The organism is Pseudomonas sp. R38(2017), from assembly GCF_002112395.1.
In the GTDB taxonomy this organism is placed as follows: Bacteria; Pseudomonadota; Gammaproteobacteria; order Pseudomonadales; family Pseudomonadaceae; genus Aquipseudomonas.
Genome location: NZ_NEHN01000001.1, coordinates 380,393 through 400,357, shown reverse-complemented (window position 1 = coordinate 400,357; position 19,965 = coordinate 380,393). Strand labels below are relative to the sequence as shown.

21 protein-coding genes are annotated in these 19,965 nt (G+C 61.3%); 11 read left to right on the top strand and 10 right to left on the bottom strand.

The features are described from left to right. Positions 1 to 95: 95 nt before the first annotated feature. Together CAF87_RS01930 and CAF87_RS01925 are read right to left on the bottom strand one after the other, a co-directional pair. A complete protein-coding gene (locus tag CAF87_RS01930; RefSeq protein WP_085730422.1) occupies positions 96 to 1,520 on the bottom strand; it encodes a sensor histidine kinase in 1,425 nt (474 codons plus the stop codon). Then, entirely contained in the window at positions 1,507 to 2,229 is a 723-nt protein-coding gene (locus CAF87_RS01925; protein WP_085730421.1) for a response regulator transcription factor, read from the bottom strand. Before CAF87_RS01925 ends, CAF87_RS01930 begins: the two co-directional genes overlap by 14 nt. 216 nt (positions 2,230 to 2,445) lie before the next feature. Here CAF87_RS01925 and CAF87_RS01920 point away from each other — a divergent pair, with 216 nt between their 5' ends. Continuing rightward, on the top strand, positions 2,446 to 5,199 hold the full coding sequence (locus tag CAF87_RS01920; protein WP_085730420.1) for a response regulator: 2,754 nt from the start codon (positions 2,446 to 2,448) through the stop codon (positions 5,197 to 5,199). A gap of 83 nt (positions 5,200 to 5,282) precedes the next feature. Then, the gene (locus CAF87_RS01915) at positions 5,283 to 6,272 is read left to right on the top strand and encodes a 2-hydroxyacid dehydrogenase (protein ID WP_085730419.1); all 990 of its coding nucleotides are present in this window, start codon (positions 5,283 to 5,285) and stop codon (positions 6,270 to 6,272) included. A gap of 10 nt (positions 6,273 to 6,282) precedes the next feature. Here the strand turns inward: CAF87_RS01915 and CAF87_RS01910 are convergent, their stop codons facing one another. Next, a complete protein-coding gene (locus tag CAF87_RS01910) occupies positions 6,283 to 6,765 on the bottom strand; it encodes a hypothetical protein (protein ID WP_085730418.1) in 483 nt (160 codons plus the stop codon). Positions 6,766 to 6,898: 133 nt separating this feature from the next. On the opposite strand from CAF87_RS01910, the gene CAF87_RS01905 reads away from it, so the two are divergent. Together CAF87_RS01905 and CAF87_RS01900 are read left to right on the top strand one after the other, a co-directional pair. After that, a complete protein-coding gene (locus CAF87_RS01905) occupies positions 6,899 to 7,333 on the top strand; it encodes a hypothetical protein (protein ID WP_085730417.1) in 435 nt (144 codons plus the stop codon). Next, the gene (locus CAF87_RS01900) at positions 7,333 to 7,737 is read left to right on the top strand and encodes an META domain-containing protein (RefSeq protein WP_085730416.1); all 405 of its coding nucleotides are present in this window, start codon (positions 7,333 to 7,335) and stop codon (positions 7,735 to 7,737) included. The genes CAF87_RS01905 and CAF87_RS01900 overlap by 1 nt, the downstream gene beginning before the upstream one ends. 38 nt (positions 7,738 to 7,775) lie before the next feature. Here CAF87_RS01900 and CAF87_RS01895 read toward each other — a convergent pair whose 3' ends face one another. Continuing rightward, entirely contained in the window at positions 7,776 to 8,243 is a 468-nt protein-coding gene (locus CAF87_RS01895) for a TlpA disulfide reductase family protein (RefSeq protein WP_085730415.1), read from the bottom strand. 114 nt (positions 8,244 to 8,357) lie between these two features. On the opposite strand from CAF87_RS01895, the gene arsC reads away from it, so the two are divergent. The 3 genes from arsC to CAF87_RS01880 are packed head-to-tail and all read left to right on the top strand — an operon-like array spanning position 8,358 to position 9,731. Further along, a complete protein-coding gene (arsC, locus tag CAF87_RS01890; protein ID WP_085730414.1) occupies positions 8,358 to 8,711 on the top strand; it encodes an arsenate reductase (glutaredoxin) in 354 nt (117 codons plus the stop codon). After that, on the top strand, positions 8,708 to 9,304 hold the full coding sequence (gene wrbA, locus CAF87_RS01885; protein WP_085730413.1) for an NAD(P)H:quinone oxidoreductase: 597 nt from the start codon (positions 8,708 to 8,710) through the stop codon (positions 9,302 to 9,304). Before arsC ends, wrbA begins: the two co-directional genes overlap by 4 nt. 1 nt (position 9,305) lies before the next feature. Continuing rightward, entirely contained in the window at positions 9,306 to 9,731 is a 426-nt protein-coding gene (locus CAF87_RS01880) for a DUF2069 domain-containing protein (RefSeq protein WP_085730412.1), read from the top strand. Positions 9,732 to 9,782: 51 nt separating this feature from the next. On the opposite strand, the gene CAF87_RS01875 is transcribed toward CAF87_RS01880, so the two are convergent. Further along, positions 9,783 to 10,457, bottom strand: a complete 675-nt coding sequence (locus CAF87_RS01875) for a DNA-3-methyladenine glycosylase I (protein ID WP_085730411.1) — start codon at positions 10,455 to 10,457, stop codon at positions 9,783 to 9,785. A 69-nt stretch (positions 10,458 to 10,526) separates the two neighbouring features. Continuing rightward, complete coding sequence (ttcA, locus tag CAF87_RS01870; RefSeq protein ID WP_011335493.1) at positions 10,527 to 11,351, bottom strand: tRNA 2-thiocytidine(32) synthetase TtcA; 825 nt, start codon at positions 11,349 to 11,351, stop codon at positions 10,527 to 10,529. A gap of 289 nt (positions 11,352 to 11,640) precedes the next feature. On the opposite strand from ttcA, the gene CAF87_RS01865 reads away from it, so the two are divergent. Together CAF87_RS01865 and CAF87_RS01860 are read left to right on the top strand one after the other, a co-directional pair. Then, positions 11,641 to 12,243 carry a Yip1 family protein gene (locus CAF87_RS01865; protein ID WP_085730410.1) on the top strand — a complete coding sequence of 201 codons (603 nt, stop codon included), beginning with the start codon at positions 11,641 to 11,643 and terminating at the stop codon, positions 12,241 to 12,243. Between the two features lie 172 nt (positions 12,244 to 12,415). Beyond that, entirely contained in the window at positions 12,416 to 12,910 is a 495-nt protein-coding gene (locus CAF87_RS01860) for a SprT family zinc-dependent metalloprotease (protein WP_085730409.1), read from the top strand. A gap of 1 nt (position 12,911) precedes the next feature. Here the strand turns inward: CAF87_RS01860 and CAF87_RS01855 are convergent, their stop codons facing one another. Then, positions 12,912 to 14,093, bottom strand: coding sequence for a CaiB/BaiF CoA-transferase family protein (locus CAF87_RS01855; protein WP_085730408.1), 1,182 nt, complete (start codon positions 14,091 to 14,093; stop codon positions 12,912 to 12,914). Between the two features lie 145 nt (positions 14,094 to 14,238). Next, positions 14,239 to 15,573, bottom strand: coding sequence for a dicarboxylate/amino acid:cation symporter (locus CAF87_RS01850; RefSeq protein WP_085730407.1), 1,335 nt, complete (start codon positions 15,571 to 15,573; stop codon positions 14,239 to 14,241). A 352-nt stretch (positions 15,574 to 15,925) separates the two neighbouring features. Between CAF87_RS01850 and CAF87_RS01845 the strand changes: the two genes are divergently transcribed. Next, the gene (locus CAF87_RS01845; RefSeq protein WP_085730406.1) at positions 15,926 to 16,924 is read left to right on the top strand and encodes an AraC family transcriptional regulator; all 999 of its coding nucleotides are present in this window, start codon (positions 15,926 to 15,928) and stop codon (positions 16,922 to 16,924) included. A 4-nt stretch (positions 16,925 to 16,928) separates the two neighbouring features. Here the strand turns inward: CAF87_RS01845 and CAF87_RS01840 are convergent, their stop codons facing one another. Next, complete coding sequence (locus CAF87_RS01840; RefSeq protein WP_085730405.1) at positions 16,929 to 18,275, bottom strand: ATP-binding protein; 1,347 nt, start codon at positions 18,273 to 18,275, stop codon at positions 16,929 to 16,931. Then, complete coding sequence (locus tag CAF87_RS01835; RefSeq protein ID WP_085710996.1) at positions 18,272 to 18,949, bottom strand: response regulator transcription factor; 678 nt, start codon at positions 18,947 to 18,949, stop codon at positions 18,272 to 18,274. Before CAF87_RS01835 ends, CAF87_RS01840 begins: the two co-directional genes overlap by 4 nt. A gap of 206 nt (positions 18,950 to 19,155) precedes the next feature. Here CAF87_RS01835 and CAF87_RS01830 point away from each other — a divergent pair, with 206 nt between their 5' ends. After that, on the top strand, positions 19,156 to 19,947 hold the full coding sequence (locus tag CAF87_RS01830) for a dienelactone hydrolase family protein (RefSeq protein WP_085730404.1): 792 nt from the start codon (positions 19,156 to 19,158) through the stop codon (positions 19,945 to 19,947). The last annotated feature ends 18 nt before the right edge of the window (positions 19,948 to 19,965 follow it).

Sequence of the window (19,965 nt, the reverse complement as noted above, 5' to 3'; positions counted from 1 at the left end):
TGGTGCTTATGGTTTCTTGGAATAAGCAGTAAAAGTCGCGCCAGTGGTGCGACTTTTAAACGAGTGTCAGCAGCGCTGACACTTTCCTGTGCTATTCACACAACCTGCGGGCGACACATATCCCCGGCAGTAACTGGCTTGCCAGCGAAGGCGTCGGGAGTGACGGCACTGTCATCCGCCACTAACCGCAAATTCAATCGCAATCCCGACTGGCCGTTCTCGGCCCACAGGGTCCCGCCCTGCCGCTGCACCGCATTCCTCGCAATGCTCAGCCCCAGACCGAATCCACCATCCCCCGGACGCGAACCGTCGAGTCGGGTGAACGGCGAGAAGATTCGCTCCAGATTCGCCTCGGCCACGCCACCGCCCTCGTCTTCCAGCCATAGATGCCAGTAGTCCCCGTCACGTCGGCCATCCAGTCGCACGATGCCGCCCGGTGGCGAATGACGGATTGCGTTGCGCAGGATGTTTTCCAGCGCCTGGGCCAAGGTGTTGAGATTGCCGCGCACCCAGCACGATGCGTCCACCGCACATTGCAATTTCCCTTCCGGACAGCAACTTTCGTAACAGGCGTTTTCCGTGAGCATCTCCCACAAGGCCTGGATCTGGATCGCCTCGTCCGGCAATGGTGCACGTTCAGTTTCGAGCCAGGCCAGTTGCAGGGTGTCTTCGACCAGCCGCTGCATGCCATCGACTTCGCGGCCAATGCGTTCGCGCAATGGCAACAGACCCTGTTCGCTTTCGCTGGCCACCCGCAGGCGACTCAAGGGGGTGCGCAGTTCGTGGGACAGGTCGCGCAACAATTGCTGTTGCAGGGCGATGGTCGATTGCAGGCGTTCGGACATCGAGTCAAAGGCACGGGCCAGTTCGCCGAGTTCGTCCGGGCGCTGGGTAATGCCACTCGACAGGCGCACATTCAATTGATCGGCACGCCACGCATTGGCCTGCTCGCGCAGGTTGTTGAGCGGCACCACCAGCAAGCGATACAGGCCAACACACAGCAACAGGGTGAACAGGCCGGGAATCACCCCGTTGGTGATCACCCGCCAGAACACTCGATATTTGCCCGGCAGAAACCTCTCGGGCAACTCGATGACCAGGCTGCCAGCGGCCGGCTCTGTCGGGAACGGAACACGCAGCCATGGCCGGCCCTTTTTATGAATCGGCCAATCAAGTCCACGCAAAAAAGTCAGGTGCTGGATTTCCTTTTCGTTCAGCGGATCGCTGCTCAGCGACTGCAAGTTGCCGTCGATCACGCCGACCCAACCGGCTTCGCGCAATTCCATGCTCTGCAACCAACGGTCCACGCCATCACGTCGATCGCGCCGCCATGCTTCTTCGGCTTCGGTGGCATAACGGGTGAGCGTGCCGCGAGCCTCGTCGGAGAGGAACTGATTGCGTTCCTCCATATAACGGCCCCAGGACCAACTCAGCCAGATCATCAGCAGACAGAAGGCCACCAGCAGGCAGGCCAGCTTCCAGAACAGTGAATGCCGGCCCGGCAGGTCAGACACCTTCATCGACGGCGCTCAGTACGTAACCCTTTCCCCACACCGTGCGCACTTCCCGCTCGGTGTAGCCGATCGATTTGAGTTTGCGGCGGATCTGGCTGATGTGCATGTCGAGGCTGCGGTCGTGGGCCGCGTAGCCGCGCTGAAGCACGTGCTGATAAAGGAAGGCCTTGCTCAGCACCTCTTCATCATTGCGATTGAGGGTTTCGAGCAAGCGGTATTCGCTGCGGGTCAGGCCGGCGGGTTGATTGCGGTAGGACACTTCGCACTGCTCATCGTCGAAATGCAGACCGCCCGCGGCCACCGGCTCAACGCTGACGGCCGGGCGCCGGTCGAGGGCGACCCGACGCAGGATCGCTTCGATCCGCACATGCAACTCGGCCATGCTGAACGGCTTGGGCAGATAGTCGTCGGCCCCCAAACGAAAACCGCTGATGCGATCAGCCTCGGCCCCCAGCGCCGACATCAACAGCACCGGCGTGGAATGACTCTGACGCAGTTGCGTCAGCACATTCAGACCATCAAGGCCCGGCAACAGAATGTCCATCAGCACCACATCGAATGGCTGGTGCCGGGCGATGCTCAGGCCTTCGCTGCCGCTCTGGCACCAGGTGACCTGGAAGCCGCTGCGCCCCAACTGTTCGTGAACATAGGCGCCGAGAACGGGATCGTCCTCGATGGAAAGAATGCGTGGCTGACCAACAGAGACAGGATTCATGACTATCTGCAAATAATTCTCAGTTGGGCGATTATTCAAGATTGCCCGCCGCCCGGCAACCCAAGGTTGACCTGTCGGACAAATGACCGGCGCCGAAACGACGGATCACGACATGATTTTTCCCGGGAATGCCCGCAAGCAAATCGCTACACTGCGCCCATGCCGCGTGCCGGAAGCACGCAAGAGTCAACGATCAGCGGGATGCAGGAGATAGGCGTGCTCAAGAAACTGGGAATCAAAGGTCGCGTGTTGTTGCTGACCCTGTTGCCGACCAGCCTGATGGCGCTGGTGCTGGGCGGCTATTTCACCTGGACGCAGCAGTCCGACCTGCAGGCCCAATTGATGCAGCGCGGCGAAATGATCGCCGAGCAACTCGCTCCGCTGGTGGCGCCGGCCATGGGTCACGGCGATTCCGATCTGCTCGAGCGCATCGCCACCCAATCCCTTGAACAACCGGACGTGCGCGCGGTGACGTTCCTCGCCCCCGACCGTTCGCCACTGGCCCACGCCGGCCCCACCATGCTCAACCAGGCCCCCAGCGGCGACAGCACGCAACTGCTGCGGCGCAGCGGCAACGACGCCACCCGCTATCTGCTGCCAGTGTTCGGCAAACACCGCAATCTCGCTGGCGAACTGATCCCTCAAGAGTCCGATCGCCTGCTCGGCTGGGTCGAACTGGAGCTGTCGCACAACGGCATGTTGCTGCGTGGTTATCGAAGCCTGTTCGCCAGCCTGTTGCTAATTGCTGCGGGACTCGCCGGCGCCGCACTGCTGGCCCTGCGCATGGGCCGCACGATCAATCGCCCGATCAGCCAGATCAAACAGGCAGTCGCGCAACTCAAGGACGGTCATCTGGAAACCCGCCTGCCGCCCCTCGGCAGTCAGGAACTGGATGAACTGGCGTCCGGCATCAACCGCATGGCCGGCACCCTGCAAAATGCCCGGGAAGAATTGCAGCACAGTGTCGATCAGGCCACCGAAGACGTGCGTCAAAACCTGGAAACTATCGAGATCCAGAACATCGAGCTGGACCTGGCCCGCAAGGAGGCCCTGGAAGCGAGCCGGATCAAGTCCGAGTTCCTCGCCAACATGAGTCACGAAATCCGTACGCCGCTCAACGGCATTCTCGGTTTCACCCACCTGCTGCAGAAAAGCGAGCTGACCCCGCGCCAGCTCGACTACCTGGGCACCATCGAAAAGTCCGCCGACAGTCTGCTGGGGATCATCAACGAAATCCTCGACTTCTCGAAGATCGAGGCCGGCAAACTGGTGCTCGACCACATCCCGTTCAACTTGCGCGACCTGTTGCAGGACACCCTGACCATCCTCGCCCCTGCTGCCCATGCCAAGCAGCTGGAACTGGTGAGCCTGGTCTATCGCGACACGCCGCTGTCGCTGGTTGGTGATCCGCTGCGGCTCAAGCAGATCCTCACCAACCTTGTGAGCAACGCTATCAAGTTCACCCGCGAGGGCACCATCGTCGCCCGCGCCATGCTCGAAGAAGAACACGAAGACAGCGTGCAACTGCGCATCAGCATTCAGGACACCGGCATCGGCCTGTCGAACCAGGACGTGCGCGCCTTGTTCCAGGCCTTCAGCCAGGCTGACAACTCGCTGTCGCGTCAGCCCGGCGGCACCGGTCTGGGGCTGGTGATTTCCAAGCGTCTGATCGAACAGATGGGCGGCGAGATCGGAGTCGACAGCACCCCGGGCGAAGGCTCGGAGTTCTGGATCAGCCTGAGCCTGCCCAAGACTCGCGACGACGCCGAAGACCTGCCCGCCGCGCCATTGCTCGGCCGTCGGGTGGCGGTGCTGGAAAACCACGAACTGGCGCGTCAGGCGTTGCAGCATCAACTGGAAGATTGCGGGCTCGACGTCACACCGTTCAATACCCTCGAAAGTCTGACCAATGGTGTCACTGGTGCCCATCAGACCGATCAGGCCATCGATCTGGCGGTGCTCGGCATCACCAGCAACGACATGCCGCCGGAACGCCTCAACCAGCACATCTGGGATCTCGAACACCTCGGCTGTCGGGTACTGGTGTTGTGCCCGACCACCGAACTGACGCTGTTCCATCTCTCGGTGCCCAACCCGCACAGCCAGCTCCAGTCCAAACCGGCCTGCACCCGCAAGCTGCGCCGGGCGTTGTCGGACATGGTCAACCCGCGCCAGACACGCAGCGAACCCGGCGAACCGCTGTCGAGCCGTGCGCCGAAAGTGCTGTGTGTCGACGACAACCCTGCCAACCTGTTGCTGGTGCAGACATTGCTCGAAGACATGGGCGCCAAGGTGCTCGCCGTCGAAAGCGGCTATGCGGCGGTCAAGGCTGTGCAGAGCGAAACCTTCGATCTGGTGCTGATGGACGTGCAGATGCCGGGCATGGACGGGCGTCAGAGCACCGAGACCATCCGTCAGTGGGAAAGCGAACGCCATTGCACGCCGCTGCCGATCGTCGCCCTCACCGCCCACGCCATGGCCAACGAAAAACGCGCACTGTTGCAAAGCGGCATGGACGACTACCTGACCAAACCGATCAGCGAACGGCAACTGGCCCAAGTGGTTCTGAAGTGGACAGGACTGGCGCTGCGCAATCAGGCACCGGACCGTGGCGGTGAAAGCCTCGTGGGGCATCAGGACCTGCCGGTACTGGATCACGAAGAAGGCTTGCGCCTGGCCGCTGGCAAGGCGGATCTGGCTGCGGACATGCTGGCCATGTTGCTGGCTTCGCTCGAGGCTGATCGCGAAGCCATTCGCACGGCCCGCGACAATCAGGATCAGAACGGTCTGCTCGAACGGGTGCATCGCCTGCACGGTGCCACCCGCTACTGCGGCGTTCCACAATTGCGCGCGGCCTGCCAGCGCAGCGAAACCCTGCTCAAGCAGGAAGACCCCAAGGCTGCCACCGCTCTGGATGAACTGGAGCGGGCGATCAATCGTCTGGCGGCGCAGGCGAAGATCAGCGCCTGATCCACGGCAATGCCGATCAACGCCGACGCGGCTACAGTTGTCGCGGGTGAATCGCGCCCGCGTCGATGCTTCAGGAGGATTGCATGCGCACGATCGTTTTCAGCAGCCAGACCTACGACCGCGACAGTTTTCTTTCCGCCGACTGCCCGGCCGGTATCGAGCTGCACTTTCAACCGGCCCGACTGAGTCTCGACACGGCGCCCCTGGCCGACCGGCACGAAGTGGTCTGTGCCTTCATCAACGATGACCTCAGCGCTCCCGTGCTGGAACGCCTGGCGGCCGGCGGAACCCGGCTGATCGCCCTGCGTTCGGCGGGTTACAACCATGTCGACCTGAGCGCCGCCAAACGCCTGGGACTGGTCGTCACGCGCGTACCGGCCTACTCGCCCCACGCGGTGGCCGAGCATGCGGTGGCGCTGATTCTTGCACTCAATCGCCGACTGCACCGGGCCTATAACCGCACCCGCGAAGGCGACTTCAGCCTGCACGGGCTGACCGGTTTCGATCTGGTCGGCAAGACCGTCGGCATTGTCGGCACCGGTCAGATCGGCGCAACGTTTGCGAAAATCATGCACGGTTTCGGCTGTGAGCTGCTGGCCTTCGACCCGTATCCGAACCCGGCCGTCGAAGCCTTGGGGGCGCGCTATCTCAGTCTGCCGCAACTGCTGGAGCAATCGCAGATCATCAGCCTGCATTGCCCGCTCAACGAGCAGAGCAAGCACGTGATCAACCGTGATTCGCTAGCGCACATGCAACCCGGTGCGATGCTGATCAATACCGGGCGCGGTGGCCTTGTAGACACCCCGGCGCTGATCGACGCTCTGAAGGACGGCCAACTGGGGTATCTGGGGCTGGATGTTTACGAAGAAGAGGCGCAACTGTTTTTCGAAGACCGCTCCGACCTGCCTTTACAGGACGACGTGCTCGCGCGGTTGCTGACATTCCCCAACGTGATCATTACTGCGCATCAGGCGTTTCTGACCCACGAGGCGCTGGGTGCGATTGCCGCCACCACCCTGCACAACATCGCGACCTGGGCGGCAGGAGCGCCGCAGAACCAGGTCGAAGGCTGACAATCGATCGTCAGACCGGAGGCGGCGTCGGGGCAATCGCCACGCAAAAAATCAGCAACGCCAGCCAGCCGAAGCCAAACAGTCGCTGCTTGAGGGAGTGGCCCCGACGCAGCAGAAACCAGACAAACATCATCGGCATCAGAAACGCCATGACCTTCAGCCAGCCCTCTACCGGGCGCACACCATCGACATACGACTGTTGCTCGACCGCTTGCTCGGCTGCCTGTTCGGCCTGCTGCCGGCGGCGGCGCCCAGCGGCGGCGGGCATGACTTTGGGTTCCAGGGCAGACGCAGGAGCGGCTTCTGCGACGAAAGCGTCGGTAACTACCTTGTTCCGGGGCAGACTGCCAAAGGAAATCGTTGATGTCGCGGTGGCCGGCCGGGACACCTGCGGTGGTGCGTGTTTACCCGTCATCGGAGCCCCGCAATGAATGCACGTCATCGCTTCGGGGCTGATGCTCCGCTTGCATTCATAACATTCGATCAGCGCCATGTTCCGTTCCTTAGAGATGAAGGCGGCAGTTTGCCACGACTGTGGTGTCGATTTGAACCGGATCGAAGGTCGCAAGCGCGCGTTATTCTGCAATCAAGCCCGTGCTAGCATGTCGCGCATATTTGGAGGACCCATGGTCGAACACGATTTCCGCTACACCCTGATGAACCCGCAACACACCCTCACCGAATGCCGCGCCCTCGTACCGGGCCGTTATCAGGTCACCGGCAACGGTGGTTCGATCCGTATCGGTGACGTGCTGGTCGTGACCCTCAAAGGCAGCAAGGACTTGTCCATGCGCCTGACCGTCGACACCGTCCGCCACCTGATCAACCCGCCGGGTCAATGGACCGCGATGACCACCGGCCCGGTGTTCGGCGAACTGGCGATCCATACCTGGCAGGTCAACTGTGACAACTGCGCCAAGGAACTGAGCTTCGAATTCGCGGTAGACGCCAAGCTCGGCAAACCGGCAGAAAAACCAGCCGCTACGGCACGTATCGCCGAGCTGGGCTGGAAAGCCGTCGATGACAAGCACCTGTGTCCGAAATGCCAGGAGCCGGCGTGATGAAACACCTGGCCCTGACCGCCGCTTTCGGCGCCGGCCTGATCGGTTGCGCCGCGGAGCCTGTGCAACTGCAACAGAACCGCAGCTACATTCTGGAGTGGATCGGCGAGCGGCCACTGATGGACTACAGCCACCTGACTGTGACCCTCGGCGATGATGGCCGGGCGTATGGCAACGGCGGCTGCAACCATTGGTTCGCGCCCTACACTCTGGAAGGCGACAAACTCAGCTTCGGCAAGGTCGGCAAGACCCGCAAACTGTGTGCTCCGGCGTTGATGGAGCAGGAACAGCGTTTCCTCCAGGCCCTGGAGAAAGTCGAGCGCTGGGACGTTTCGCCCATCGAGCAGATGCGTTTCTGGCCTGCCGAGGGCAAGCCATTGCGCTGGTGGCTGGAAGAGGGCTGACCTTCCAATCGTTCCCACGCAGAGCGTGGGAACGATCCTCAATTGCTCGCCTTCAATGCCTCCAGCTTCGCCATCACCCCCGCCGCCGTCTGCTCGCCCATCAACTGTTCCCGCACCTTGCCCTTGTTGTCGATGATGTAGGTCACCGGCAAGGCCTCACTGCGCGGCAGTTCGAACAGATCCGCCGGATCCTGCGCCAGCACGGTGAACTTGATGCCGAGTTTCTCGCTGGCACCTTTCAGCTCTTCACCCTGCACGTTGTCGAAGTTGACCCCGAACACACCGATCTTCTTGCCCTTGAGCTCGTCGGCCAGATGATTGAGTTCCGGGATTTCCGTGCGGCACGGACCGCACCATTCGGCCCAGTAATTGAGTACGACCCATTGTTTGTCCAGGCGCTCGGACGCGACCTTCTGCCCGTTCTGGTCAATGCCGTAGTCGTTACCGCAGCCGCCCAGCATCAACGCCCCGATGATCGTCAATGCCGCTGCCAGTCGCCGTGTCATGTCATGTTCCTTGTGAAAAATTGAATGCGCCTGCGACCCATCGCCTCCCAAGGTTCTGGATTGCGCGCTGCACAGTTAGAATAGCCGCCACTCTACGCAAGAAGCGACCCGCCCATGACCGATCTGACGCTTTATCACAACCCGCGCTGCTCGAAATCCCGCGGTGCGCTCGAACTGCTCGAAGCCCGTGGCCTGACGCCGAACGTGGTGCGCTACCTCGAAACGCCGCTGAACGCCGCGCAAATCAAGGCATTGCTCGGCAAGCTGGGGATCAGCGCCCGGCAACTGCTGCGCACCGGCGAAGACGAATACAAGACCCTGAACCTGGCGGATGTCAGTCTCACCGAGAAACAATTGATCGAAGCCATTGCGGCGCATCCGAAGTTGATGGAGCGCCCGATCCTCGAAACTGGCGACAAAGCCGTCATCGGCCGTCCACCGGAGCAGATCCTGGAGCTGTTGCCGTGAGTGCGCCGTACATTCTGGTCCTGTATTACAGCCGCAGCGGTTCGACCAACGAGATGGCCCGGCAGATCGCCCGTGGCGTCGAACAGGGCGGCCTCGAAGCGCGCCTGCGCACCGTGCCGGCGATCTCCACCGAGTGCGAAGCCGTGTCGCCGGACATTCCGGATGAAGGCGCGCTGTACGCCACGCTGGATGACCTGAAGAACTGCGCCGGCCTGGCCCTCGGCAGTCCGACCCGTTTCGGCAACATGGCCGCGCCGCTCAAGTACTTTCTGGATGGCACCAGCAACCTGTGGCTGACCGGCGCGCTGGTCGGCAAACCGGCCGGCGTGTTCACGTCCACCGCCAGCCTGCACGGCGGTCAGGAGACCACCCTGCTGTCGATGATGCTGCCGCTGCTGCACCACGGCATGTTGATCACCGGCCTGCCCTACAGCGAATCGGCGCTGCTGGAAACCCAGGGCGGCGGCACGCCGTACGGCGCCAGCCATCACGCCGGGGCTGACGGCAAAAGCGGCCTCGATCAGCACGAAGTGGCGCTGTGCCGCGCACTGGGCGCACGTCTGGCCAGGACGGCCCAGAAGCTGGGGAACTGAGATGGCCAGAAAGCCGAAAGTCCTGCCCGCCGTCGAATGGCTGGAGCCACGGGTGCGGGCGATGCGGGTGATCAGTCTGCTGTGCTTTTTCGGTCTGGCCGGACTGCTCGCTGCGTATTACCTTGTGTTCGCCGACCTCCACGGCGCGCGGCCGTGGGTGATTCTGCTGATTGAGCTGATCCCGTGGCTGGTGCTGGCACCGGGCATGATCATGGGCAGCGCCCGCGGGCATTCGTGGATGTGCTTTGTGGTGAACCTGTATTTCATCAAGGGCGCACTGGCGGCGTATGACCCGAGCCGCCAGTTGTTCGGCGTGCTGGAGATGATCGCCAGTCTGGCGGTGTTCTGCTCGGCGCTGCTGTATGTGCGCTGGCGGTATCAGTTGAACCGCAAGCTGGCCGGCGAAGGCGAAATCTCCGTCGCCTGACAGCTCTCCCGGTATCGTTCCTACGTTCTGCGTGGGAACGATCACTCGGTCTCAATGGTTGACGGTGTATGCCAGCATCATCGAAATCTGGCTCATCGGCCGTCCGCCACTTTCTTCATGCCACTGGTTGAACGCGTTCTGCACCGTGGCCAGATCCCGCAGACTGCTCGGTGCCTTGTCGACGATCTTCTGTGCATTCAACGCCGCGACCACATCGTAGCTCGGCACGAACGTGTCCTTGCCAACCATGCGCAGGAAGCGTGGCGCCGACAGCCCGCCCAATTGATGACCGTGCTTTTTCAGGTAGGTCCACAGGCCGACGATATCGGTCACCGGCCAGTCCGCCAGCAATGCGCCGAAACTGCCCTTTTCTTTCTCGACGTCCAGAATGAACTGCGCATTGCGCGGCACGCTTTTCAGTTTGCCCAGGTGACGGATGATCCGCGCGTCCTGCATCAACCGCTCAAGGTGTTCGGCGCTCATCAGTACGACCTTTTCCGGATCGAACTTGAAGAACACTTCTTCGAAAGCTGGCCACTTGGCGTCCACCAGGCTGTGCTTGAGCCCGGCACGGAAGACCCTCAGGGCCATGGTCGAGAGATAACGGTCGTCGCTGATCTGGCGCAATTGCGCCGGGGTCTTGGGAACAGGCAGATGGGCTTCCAGTTCAGCCGCCGAACCGAATCGGTTCAGACAGTATTCGTGCAGCCACTTGTAATCGCGCATGCCCTCTCCTAGAAAACGAATTGAAAACGGCGCCCGCGAGCGCCGTTTTTTTTCAAGCGATCGGATCGCTTACAGGTTCACCACGTTAACGAAACGCGAAGCCGCGGTTTCATCAATCTTCAGGCTGGTGAAGTCGAACAGGTTACGGTCAGCCAGTTGCGACGGGATCACGTTCTGCAGGCTGCGGAAAATGCTCTCGGTACGGCCCGGGGTCTTGCGCTCCCAGTCCTGGAGCATTTCCTTGACCACCTGACGTTGCAGGTTTTCCTGGGAACCGCAGAGGTTGCACGGAATGATCGGGAATTGCTTGAAGTCCGAGTAGGCCTGGATGTCTTTCTCGTTGCAGTAGGCCAACGGGCGGATCACCACGTTGCGTCCGTCGTCGGCGCGCAGCTTTGGCGGCATCGCCTTTAGGCTGCCGTTGAAGAACATGTTGAGGAAGAACGTCTCGACGATGTCGTCGCGGTGATGACCGAGGGCCATTTTGGTCGCACCGATTTCGTCGGCGAAGGTGTACAGCGTGCCGCGACGCAGACGCGAGCACAGCGAGCAGGTGGTCTTGCCTTCCGGGATCAGTTCCTTGACCACCGAGTACGTGTCTTTCTCGACGATGTGGTACTCGATGCCCAGCTCTTTCAGGTAGGCCGGCAGCACGTGCTCAGGGAAGCCCGGCTGCTTCTGGTCCATATTCACGGCGACGATCTCGAACTTGATCGGTGCAACCTTCTGCAGGTGCATCAGCACGTCGAGCATGGTGTAGCTGTCCTTGCCCCCGGACAGGCAGACCATGACCTTGTCGCCGTCTTCGATCATGTTGAAGTCGGTGACTGCTTCGCCGGCCAGGCGGCGCAGGCGCTTTTGCAGTTTGTTCTGGTTGACCGTAAGAGTGCCCATGACGCGAAATCCGTGAGGTGTGACGAAAGGCGGGCATTTTACGCAAAAACACCGGGGTTGTGGCCACAGGTTGTCGCCCCCTCGATTGCCCGTTTGCACAGACCCCGACGCGATTACCCCGCCGGTTTACAGCGCGATTTGCTCTAAGACCCTATCACCTGTGCGGTTAAGACCTTTCTATACTGCGACATAAGGTCGCACGCAATCTGAAGACCTGTATTTGCTCGGCCACATTGGCCCGTAGGCGCTCCGCTGGGGGGCGATGGCAATAAAAAGAGGAGTGACTGGCATGATCCATCACGTAGTGGGACTTTTTACCCACCCCGATCAGGAATGGAAGGAAATCCGTGGCGACCAAGAGGAAAGCATCAGCCACATGTACCTGACACACACGCTGATTCTGGCGGCGATCCCCGCCATTTCGGCGTTTATCGGCACGACGCAGGTCGGCTGGGTCATCGGCAGCCGCGCACCGGTGATGCTCACCGTCGAAAGCGCGTTGTGGATGACCATCATGTCGTACCTGGCGATGCTCGGCGGGGTCGCGGTCATGGGTGCTTTCGTGCACTGGATGGCCCGCACCTATGACGCCAACCCGAGCCTGGCCCGCTGCGTGGCGTTTGCCACCTACACCGCGACACCATTGTTCGTCGGCGGGCTGGCGGCGTTGTATCCACATATGTGGCTGGGGATGATCGTCGGTACGGCGGCCATCTGCTACACGGTGTACCTGTTGTATGTGGGGTTGCCGACCTTCATGAACATTCCGTCTGACGAGGGTTTTCTGTTTTCCAGCTCGGTACTGGCGGTGGGTCTGGTGGTGCTGGTGGCCATCATGGCGTTTACCGTGATTGTCTGGGGACTGGGCGTGGGGCCTGTCTACACTAATTAGAGAGCCACGAACTGGTTGGCTGCAACGCCGAGAAGAACAAGATCCGCCAACACAGGCCGCCGCGAGGCGGCCTTCTCATGCCAGGGAAAAGCGCCACGACCATTCGGCAGTTCGGCGATACGCAAGGCCGGACGGTTGCGGCATACTCCGAGTCTCTGGAGATCCATCAAGCATGCCCGAGCAACTCAATACCCGCGTCGAAGACTGTTACCAACTCGCTGAATCCTTTTTCAAACGTCCCTTCAAACGCCCCGTCGTGAGCCTCAAGCTGCGCGGGCAAAAAGCCGGGGTCGCGCATCTGCACGAGAACCTGCTGCGCTTCAACCCGCAGCTGTACCGGGAAAACACCGAACACTTCCTCAAGCAGACCGTGGCCCACGAAGTCGCGCACCTGATCGCCCATCAACTGTTCGGCGACCGCATCCAGCCCCATGGCGAGGAGTGGCAACTGATCATGCGCGGGGTCTACGAGCTGCCGCCGGATCGCTGCCATACCTACGAAGTCAAACGGCGCAGCGTGACCCGCTACATCTATAAATGCCCCTGTGCCGACAGTGATTTCCCGTTTTCGGCCCAGCGCCATAGTCTGGTGCGGCAAGGCCGGCGGTATTTGTGCCGCCGATGCCGGAATACGCTAGTGTTCAGTGGCGAGATGCGGGTCGAGTGAGTCAGGCGATCACCTTGGCTCGCCGCAATTCGGCAATGCGCTCAACACTCAAGCCCAACTCCCCCAACACCTGATCCGTATGCTGCCCCAGCGCCGCGCCGATATGTCGCGGCGACGGCAACCCTTCGGAAAACTTCAGCGGGCAAGCGATCTGCGCCTGCGCCGAGCCATCCCCACGCGGCACCTGAGTCACCAGCTCCCGCGCCTGCAACTGCGGATGCTGCACCGCCTCACCCAGGTTCAGAACCGGTTCGACACAGGCATCAATCCCGGCGAACAACTCGCACAGTTCAGCAAAGTCATGCTTCTCGAACTCGACCTTCAAGGCGTCCTTGAGCGCCCGTTGTTGCTCGGGTTTGGGTGATAAACCCTGAGCCGCCAGTTCCGGCCGACCCAACGCGGCGCACAGTTGCTGCATGAACGCCGGCTCCAGACTGCCCACCGACATCCAGCGCCCATCCCGGGAGCGGTAGTAATCGTAGAAGCTGCCGCCATTGAGCATCTGATCCTCCCAGCCCGGCTCCTCGTCACAGGCGAGATACCCGGCACCGGCCATGGCGTTCAGGCTGAACGAACAGTCAGTCATGCTCACGTCCAGATGCGTGCCCTGCCCGGTCTGCTGCCGTGATATCACCGCAGCCAACAGGCCGATCACCCCATGCAGCGAGCCACCCGCGATATCCGCCACCTGCATGCCCAACGGCAACGGCCCGCTGTCGGCGCGTCCGGTGTAGCTGGAGAGCCCGGCCAGTGCCAGATAGTTGATGTCATGCCCGGCGCGATCCTTATACGGCCCGGTCTGGCCGTAACCGGTGATCGACACATAAATCAGCTTCGGATTGATCGCCTTCAGCGCCTCGTAACCCAGCCCCAGCCGCTCCATCACGCCGGGGCGAAACTGCTCCAGCACGATGTCGTAGTTCGCCAGCAACTGCTTCACCAGCTCCAGCGCCTCGGGCTGCTTGAGGTCCAGCGCCAGACTGCGTTTATTGCGATTCAGGTAGGCGTGGCTGGCCGAAATCCCGTGATCGTGAGGCGGCAACACCCGCAGCAGATCGAGGCGGGTCGGCGATTCGATACGCAGCACTTCGGCGCCCATGTCCGCCAGCAGCAGCGAGGCGAACGGCCCCGGCAACAGGGTCGAGAAATCCAGAATCTTCAGTGAGGCCAACGGTGCAGACATGGGCGATCTCCATCAACAATGCATGCAGCCTAGGCAGCCATCGGCGCTGGGGCAATTACCGGATGCATCAGTTGCGCTGACCGTTGCGCTCAAATCGCAGGCAAGAAAAAACCCGCCGCAGCGGGTTTTTCCATTCAAGCGATGCTTACTTCACATTGCTCGGGGTCGGGCCTTCGGCCACACCCAGGTCGTCTTCGTGACGCTGGTCGACGATACCGCGACCGCCCGAGGCCAACTCGGCGTCCAGTACGTCGGTGTCCAGTTCCTTGACCCACTTGGCCACAACGATGGTGGCAACGGCGTTGCCGACCAGGTTGGTCAGGGCGCGGGCTTCGGACATGAAGCGGTCGATACCCAGGATCAGTGCCAGACCGGCCACTGGCAGGTGACCTACGGCCGACAGGGTGGCTGCCAGTACGATGAAGCCCGAACCGGTCACACCGGCGGCGCCTTTGGAGGACAGCAGCAACACCACCAGCAGGGTGATCTGGTGAGTGATGTCCATGTGGGTGTCGGTCGCCTGAGCGATGAACACGGCCGCCATGGTCAGGTAGATCGCGGTACCGTCAAGGTTGAACGAGTAACCGGTCGGGATCACCAGACCCACTACCGATTTCTTCGCGCCCAGACGCTCCATCTTGATCAGCATGCGCGGCAGTACCGATTCCGACGAGGAAGTACCGAGCACGATCAGCAGCTCTTCACGGATGTAGCGGATCATCTTCAGCACGCTGAAGCCGTGCATGCGGGCGATGGCACCCAGCACGATCAGGATGAACGCCAGGCAAGTGATGTAGAAGCACGCCATCAGTTGACCCAGCTGCACCAGCGAGCCGACACCGTAGGCGCCGATGGTGAAGGCCATCGCACCGAAGGCACCGATCGGCGCGAGCTTCATGATCATGTTGATGATGTTGAACATCACGTGGGCGAAGCGATCGATGAAGTCCAGGATCGGCTTGCCGTAGGCACCCAGGCGATGCAGGGCGAAACCGAAGATCACCGAGAACATCAGTACTTGCAGAATGTCACCGGTGGCGAACGCGCCGACGATGGTGGTCGGGATCACGTTGAGCAGGAAGCCGACAACGCTCTGGTCAGCGCCCTGTGCTACGTAGGTAGCGACTTTCGAGGCGTCGAGGGTGGCGACGTCGATGTGCATGCCGTTGCCCGGCTGCACGATGTTGACCACGATCAGGCCCACCAGCAGGGCGATGGTCGAAACGATTTCGAAGTACAGGAGCGCGTAACCGCCGGTCTTGCCGACCGACTTCATGTTCTGCATGCCGGCGATGCCGCTGACCACGGTGCAGAAGATGATTGGCGCGATGATCATTTTGATCAGTTTGATGAACCCGTCACCCAGCGGCTTTACGGCCACGCCGAACTGCGGGTAGTAGTGGCCGAGCGCAATACCGATACAGATTGCGACGATCACCTGGAAATACAGGGATTTGTACAGTGGCTGACGAGTCGTCATTGCAAAGTTCCTCAAGAGTCCCGCGTAGCAACATCCATCTGTTGAACGCGACACTTGAATTGCGAACCCTCCTGCACTGGAGGGATTTGTTGTGTCGAGCGACGCTTTCCGGACCGGCTCGGCGCACGCTTCTGTCGCTTTTATCGCAAAGCTCGTGCCACTTTGGTGCAATTCGCTGCAAGCCTTTTGATATCAGGGGATGCAGGTTTTTCTGTGTCACCATTCGGTTACCCAAGTGTGGCGGATTTCCGCCAACGCACCCGGTCTCGTCCTACAATTTGGCGGAAATCCGCCTTGTTGCCGATCAAAGCCGCCGGCTACCATCGGTCGCCAGAGGAAGGATTTGCCGTTTATGCGCGAACGCACCATTGCCAGTCACTTCGCCCGTGCCGCACTCGTCGGCGCGCGCCGTCGCGGGTTCGATCATTCGGGTCTGCTGCTACAACTGGGTATCAGTCCCGAACTGCTCGACGAGCCCCGTGCGCGGATCGCCCCGGAACAATTCACCCGACTGATCCAGAACCTGTGGCTGGCCCTGGACGACGAATGCCTGGGCTTCGGCAACGCGCCCAGCAAGACCGGCACTTTCGCCATGATGTGCCACGCCATCATCCATTGCCGCAGCCTGGAAAAGGCTCTGCAACGCGGCTTATTGTTTTATAGCCTATTCCCAGAGGCCCCGCGCCTGAGCCTGGCCCATGAAGACGAATGGGTGCGTCTGAGCCTCGACGATTCGCAATGGTGGGATCCGGATCACTTTCTCTCCGAGAGCCTGCTGGTGATCTGGCATCGCCTCGGCAGCTGGCTGATCGGCCAGCGAATTCGCCTGGAACAGGCAAGTTTCAGCTACCCGAAACCGGCGCACGGGGCGGAGTACGATTTGCTGTTCTCGTGTCCGCTGGAGTTTTCGGCACCGCAAAGCAGTCTGGTGTTTCACAGTCGCTATCTGCACATGCCGCTGTTGCAGGACGAGCGCACGCTCAAGCACTTTCTCGAACGCTCTCCCGCCGACCTGCTGTCTCGCCCGGACGACGGCAACAGCCTCAGCAGCCGATTGCGCCGCCTGCTCAGTCATGACAGCGCGCGCTGGCCGGACCTGGAAGCCGTCGCGGCGCATCTGCACATCAGCCCGCAGACCCTGCGTCGGCATTTGCGCGAGGAAGGCACCAGTTTTCAGGAGTTGAAGGATCAGTTGCGCCGGGACATTGCGATTTATCACCTGGGGCGGGCCGATCTGTCGTTGCAACAGATCGCCGAACAGCTCGGGTTTTCCGAGCCGTCGGCGTTTCATCGAGCGTTCAAGAAGTGGACGGGGCTGACGCCGGGGGCTTATCGGGCGCAGGAGCAGTAGGCGATCACACCGCCGGGAAATGAATCCTGAACGCCGCCCCGCCCATTGGTGAGTCGCCCAACGTCAGCTTGGCGTTGTAGCTCTCGATAATGTCCTTGACCACCGCCAGCCCGATCCCCTGCCCCGGGTGCTGGCGATCCAGGCGTTCACCGCGTTCAAGAATCCGCGCCCGCTGATGCTGCGGAACACCCGGGCCATCGTCTTCGATGCACAACTCGATGCCGGCCAGGCTTTCGCGCACGCTGATGCGCACTTCGCCGAGGCACAGCCGATAGGCGTTTTCCAGCAGGTTGCCCAGCATTTCCAGCAAGGCGCCCTGCTCGATCGGCAGGTAGCAGTGTTCCGGCAGGTCGAATGCCACGCGAACGCGCTTGTCGCGATAGACCTTGTCCAGGGTGTCGCACAGGCTTTTGAGCACCGGGCGCAGGTGTACCTGATGGCGCACCAGACCGCTTTTACGCAGGCTGGCGCGCTGCAGTTGATAGCTGATCTGCTGGCTCATACGTTCGATCTGGGCTTGCAGCACCCAGGCCTGATCGCGATCTTCGGGGCGCTGGGCCATGTCTTCACTGACGCCCTGCAACACCGCCAGCGGGGTTTTCAGGCTGTGGGCCAGATCATCAAGGGAGTCACGGTAACGGCTGCGTTGCTGACGCTCGCTGTGCAGCAAGCGGTTGAGCGAGCCGGTCAGACGCAACAGTTCACGGGGGTGCTGTTCGGTGAGGCTTTCGCGGGTGCCGCTTTCGATTTCGTCCAGTTCCTGGCTGAGCCGGCGCAAGGCTTTCAGGCCCCAGGTCAGGCCGATCCACAGCAGCGAGAGCAGCACCAGCAACGCAGCGCCGAAGCCAAGGTAGAGGTTTTCCCGCAGGCCTTCGAGGGTGGTTTCGTATTCGCGCACCGGTTGCAGCGCAACGATGCTGAACGCCGCATTCTTGCCGCCGAGCAGTTTGACTTCGACGTCGTAGACGAAGAATTCCTGACCGCTGGCTTCGCGAATCCGCGCAAACTCGCTGCCCATCCCGTCGTAACGCGGTTTGTAGTTGATCTGCTCTTCCTGGGTCGCTTTCGAGCGCCAGACCAGATGACCTTCGCGGTCGTAGATGTAGCCGAGCAGACGGAAGTCGGCGAGGTTGAAACGCTCGTCCGGCAACTGCATCGGCATCACCAGACGACCGTTTTCAATCCGAGCCGCAGAAATCAGTGTGGTGACATCCGAAGCCAGGCGCTGCTCGATGGAATCCTGCAGCGCCAGGCTGAACGCCCCTTGCATCGCCGGAAGCAAGGCGAGCATGAACAACACCGCCAGCGTCGTGGCGGCCAACATCAAACGAACACGAAGCGAACGGATCAAGTGCAGCGCTCATTGAACAGATAGCCGAGCCCGCGCACCGTGTCGATCGGCTTGAATCCGGCCGGGCCTTCGAGCTTGCGCCGCAGACGCCCGACCAGCACTTCGATCACATTCGGATCACGCTCGTCGTCGTCCGGGTACAGCTGTTCCATCAGGCGATCCTTGGGCACCACTTGCTGATGGTGGCGCATCAGGTATTCGAGGATCCGGTATTCGTAGGCGGTCAGCGCCAGAGGCTGTTCATCGAGGGTCGCCTGCTTGCGATTGAGGTCGAGCAACAACGGCCCGGCGACGATGGACGACTGAGTGAAACCGCTGGAGCGGCGCAGCAGGGCATTGAGCCGCGCTTCGAGTTCTTCGAACTGGAACGGTTTGACCAGGTAATCGTCGGCGCCGGCGGCCAGGCCTTCGACCTTGTCCTGCCAGTTGCCGCGAGCGGTGAGGATCAGGATCGGGAAGCTCTTGCCGTCCTGGCGCAACTGGCGGATCAGGTCGAGCCCGCCCATGCCCGGCAGGCCGAGGTCGATCACCGCCAGGTCAAAGTTGAATTGCCCGGTCTGGTACAGCGCCTCTTCGGCATTGGCCACGGACTCGACCACGTGACCGCTTTCCGTCAGGCGGGTTTGCAGGTGATGACGCAACAGCGCTTCATCTTCGACGACCAACAGTTTCATGACGCTCTCCCGGGCAAATCAGCATCTCCAACAGCATACCTGCGACAACGGTGTACTGCCGCTTTTGAGGGGCCTGTTCATTACATCCCTCGCACGTGGTTCAAGATTACTGAACCCGGCCTGTACCTGCCCTGAACGCACCCTGAACCCGGGCGCAATCAAATGAACTAGGCTGTCTTGACCTTTTATTGTCAGGAGACCCGATCATGCGCCTGTTCCTTGCCCTCACCCTGCTCGCCTTCAGCAGCCTCAGCGCGGCTGCAATCAAAACTGAGGAAATACCTTATCAGAGCGCCGATGGAACGAAACTGATCGGTTATTACGCCTATGACGACGCGATCAAGGGACCTCGCCCCGGCGTGGTGGTGGTCCATGAATGGTGGGGCCTGAACGACTACGCCAAGCGCCGCGCCCGGGATCTCGCCGGGCTCGGCTACAGCGCCCTGGCCATCGACATGTACGGTGAAGGCAAGAACACCGAGCACCCGAAAGACGCGATGGCGTTCATGCAGGCTGCCACGCAGAACGCCGATGCCGCCAGCAAACGCTTCGAGGCCGGCCTCGATCTGCTGAAAAAACAGCCACAGACCGACACTGGCAAACTGGCCGCCATCGGTTACTGTTTCGGTGGTGGCGTGGTGTTGAATGCGGCGCGTCAGGGTGTGCCACTGGCCGGCGTGGTGAGCTTCCACGGCGCACTCGCCACCAAGACCCCGGCGACGCCCGGCAGCGTCAAGGCGAAGATCCTCGTCGAGCACGGCGCGCTGGACAGCATGGTCACCGCCGACAACGTCACGGCGTTCAAGTCTGAAATGGACAAGGCCGGCGCCGACTATAAATTCGTCAGCCTCGACGGCGCCAAGCATGGTTTCACCAACCCCGATGCGGATCGTCTGAGCCACGGCGATCACGGTGGCCCGGACATCGGCTACAACAAGGCTGCGGATGAAAAATCCTGGGCGGACATGCAGACCTTCTTCAAGAAAATCTTTGGCTGAGCCCACTGGTTCCCGCGC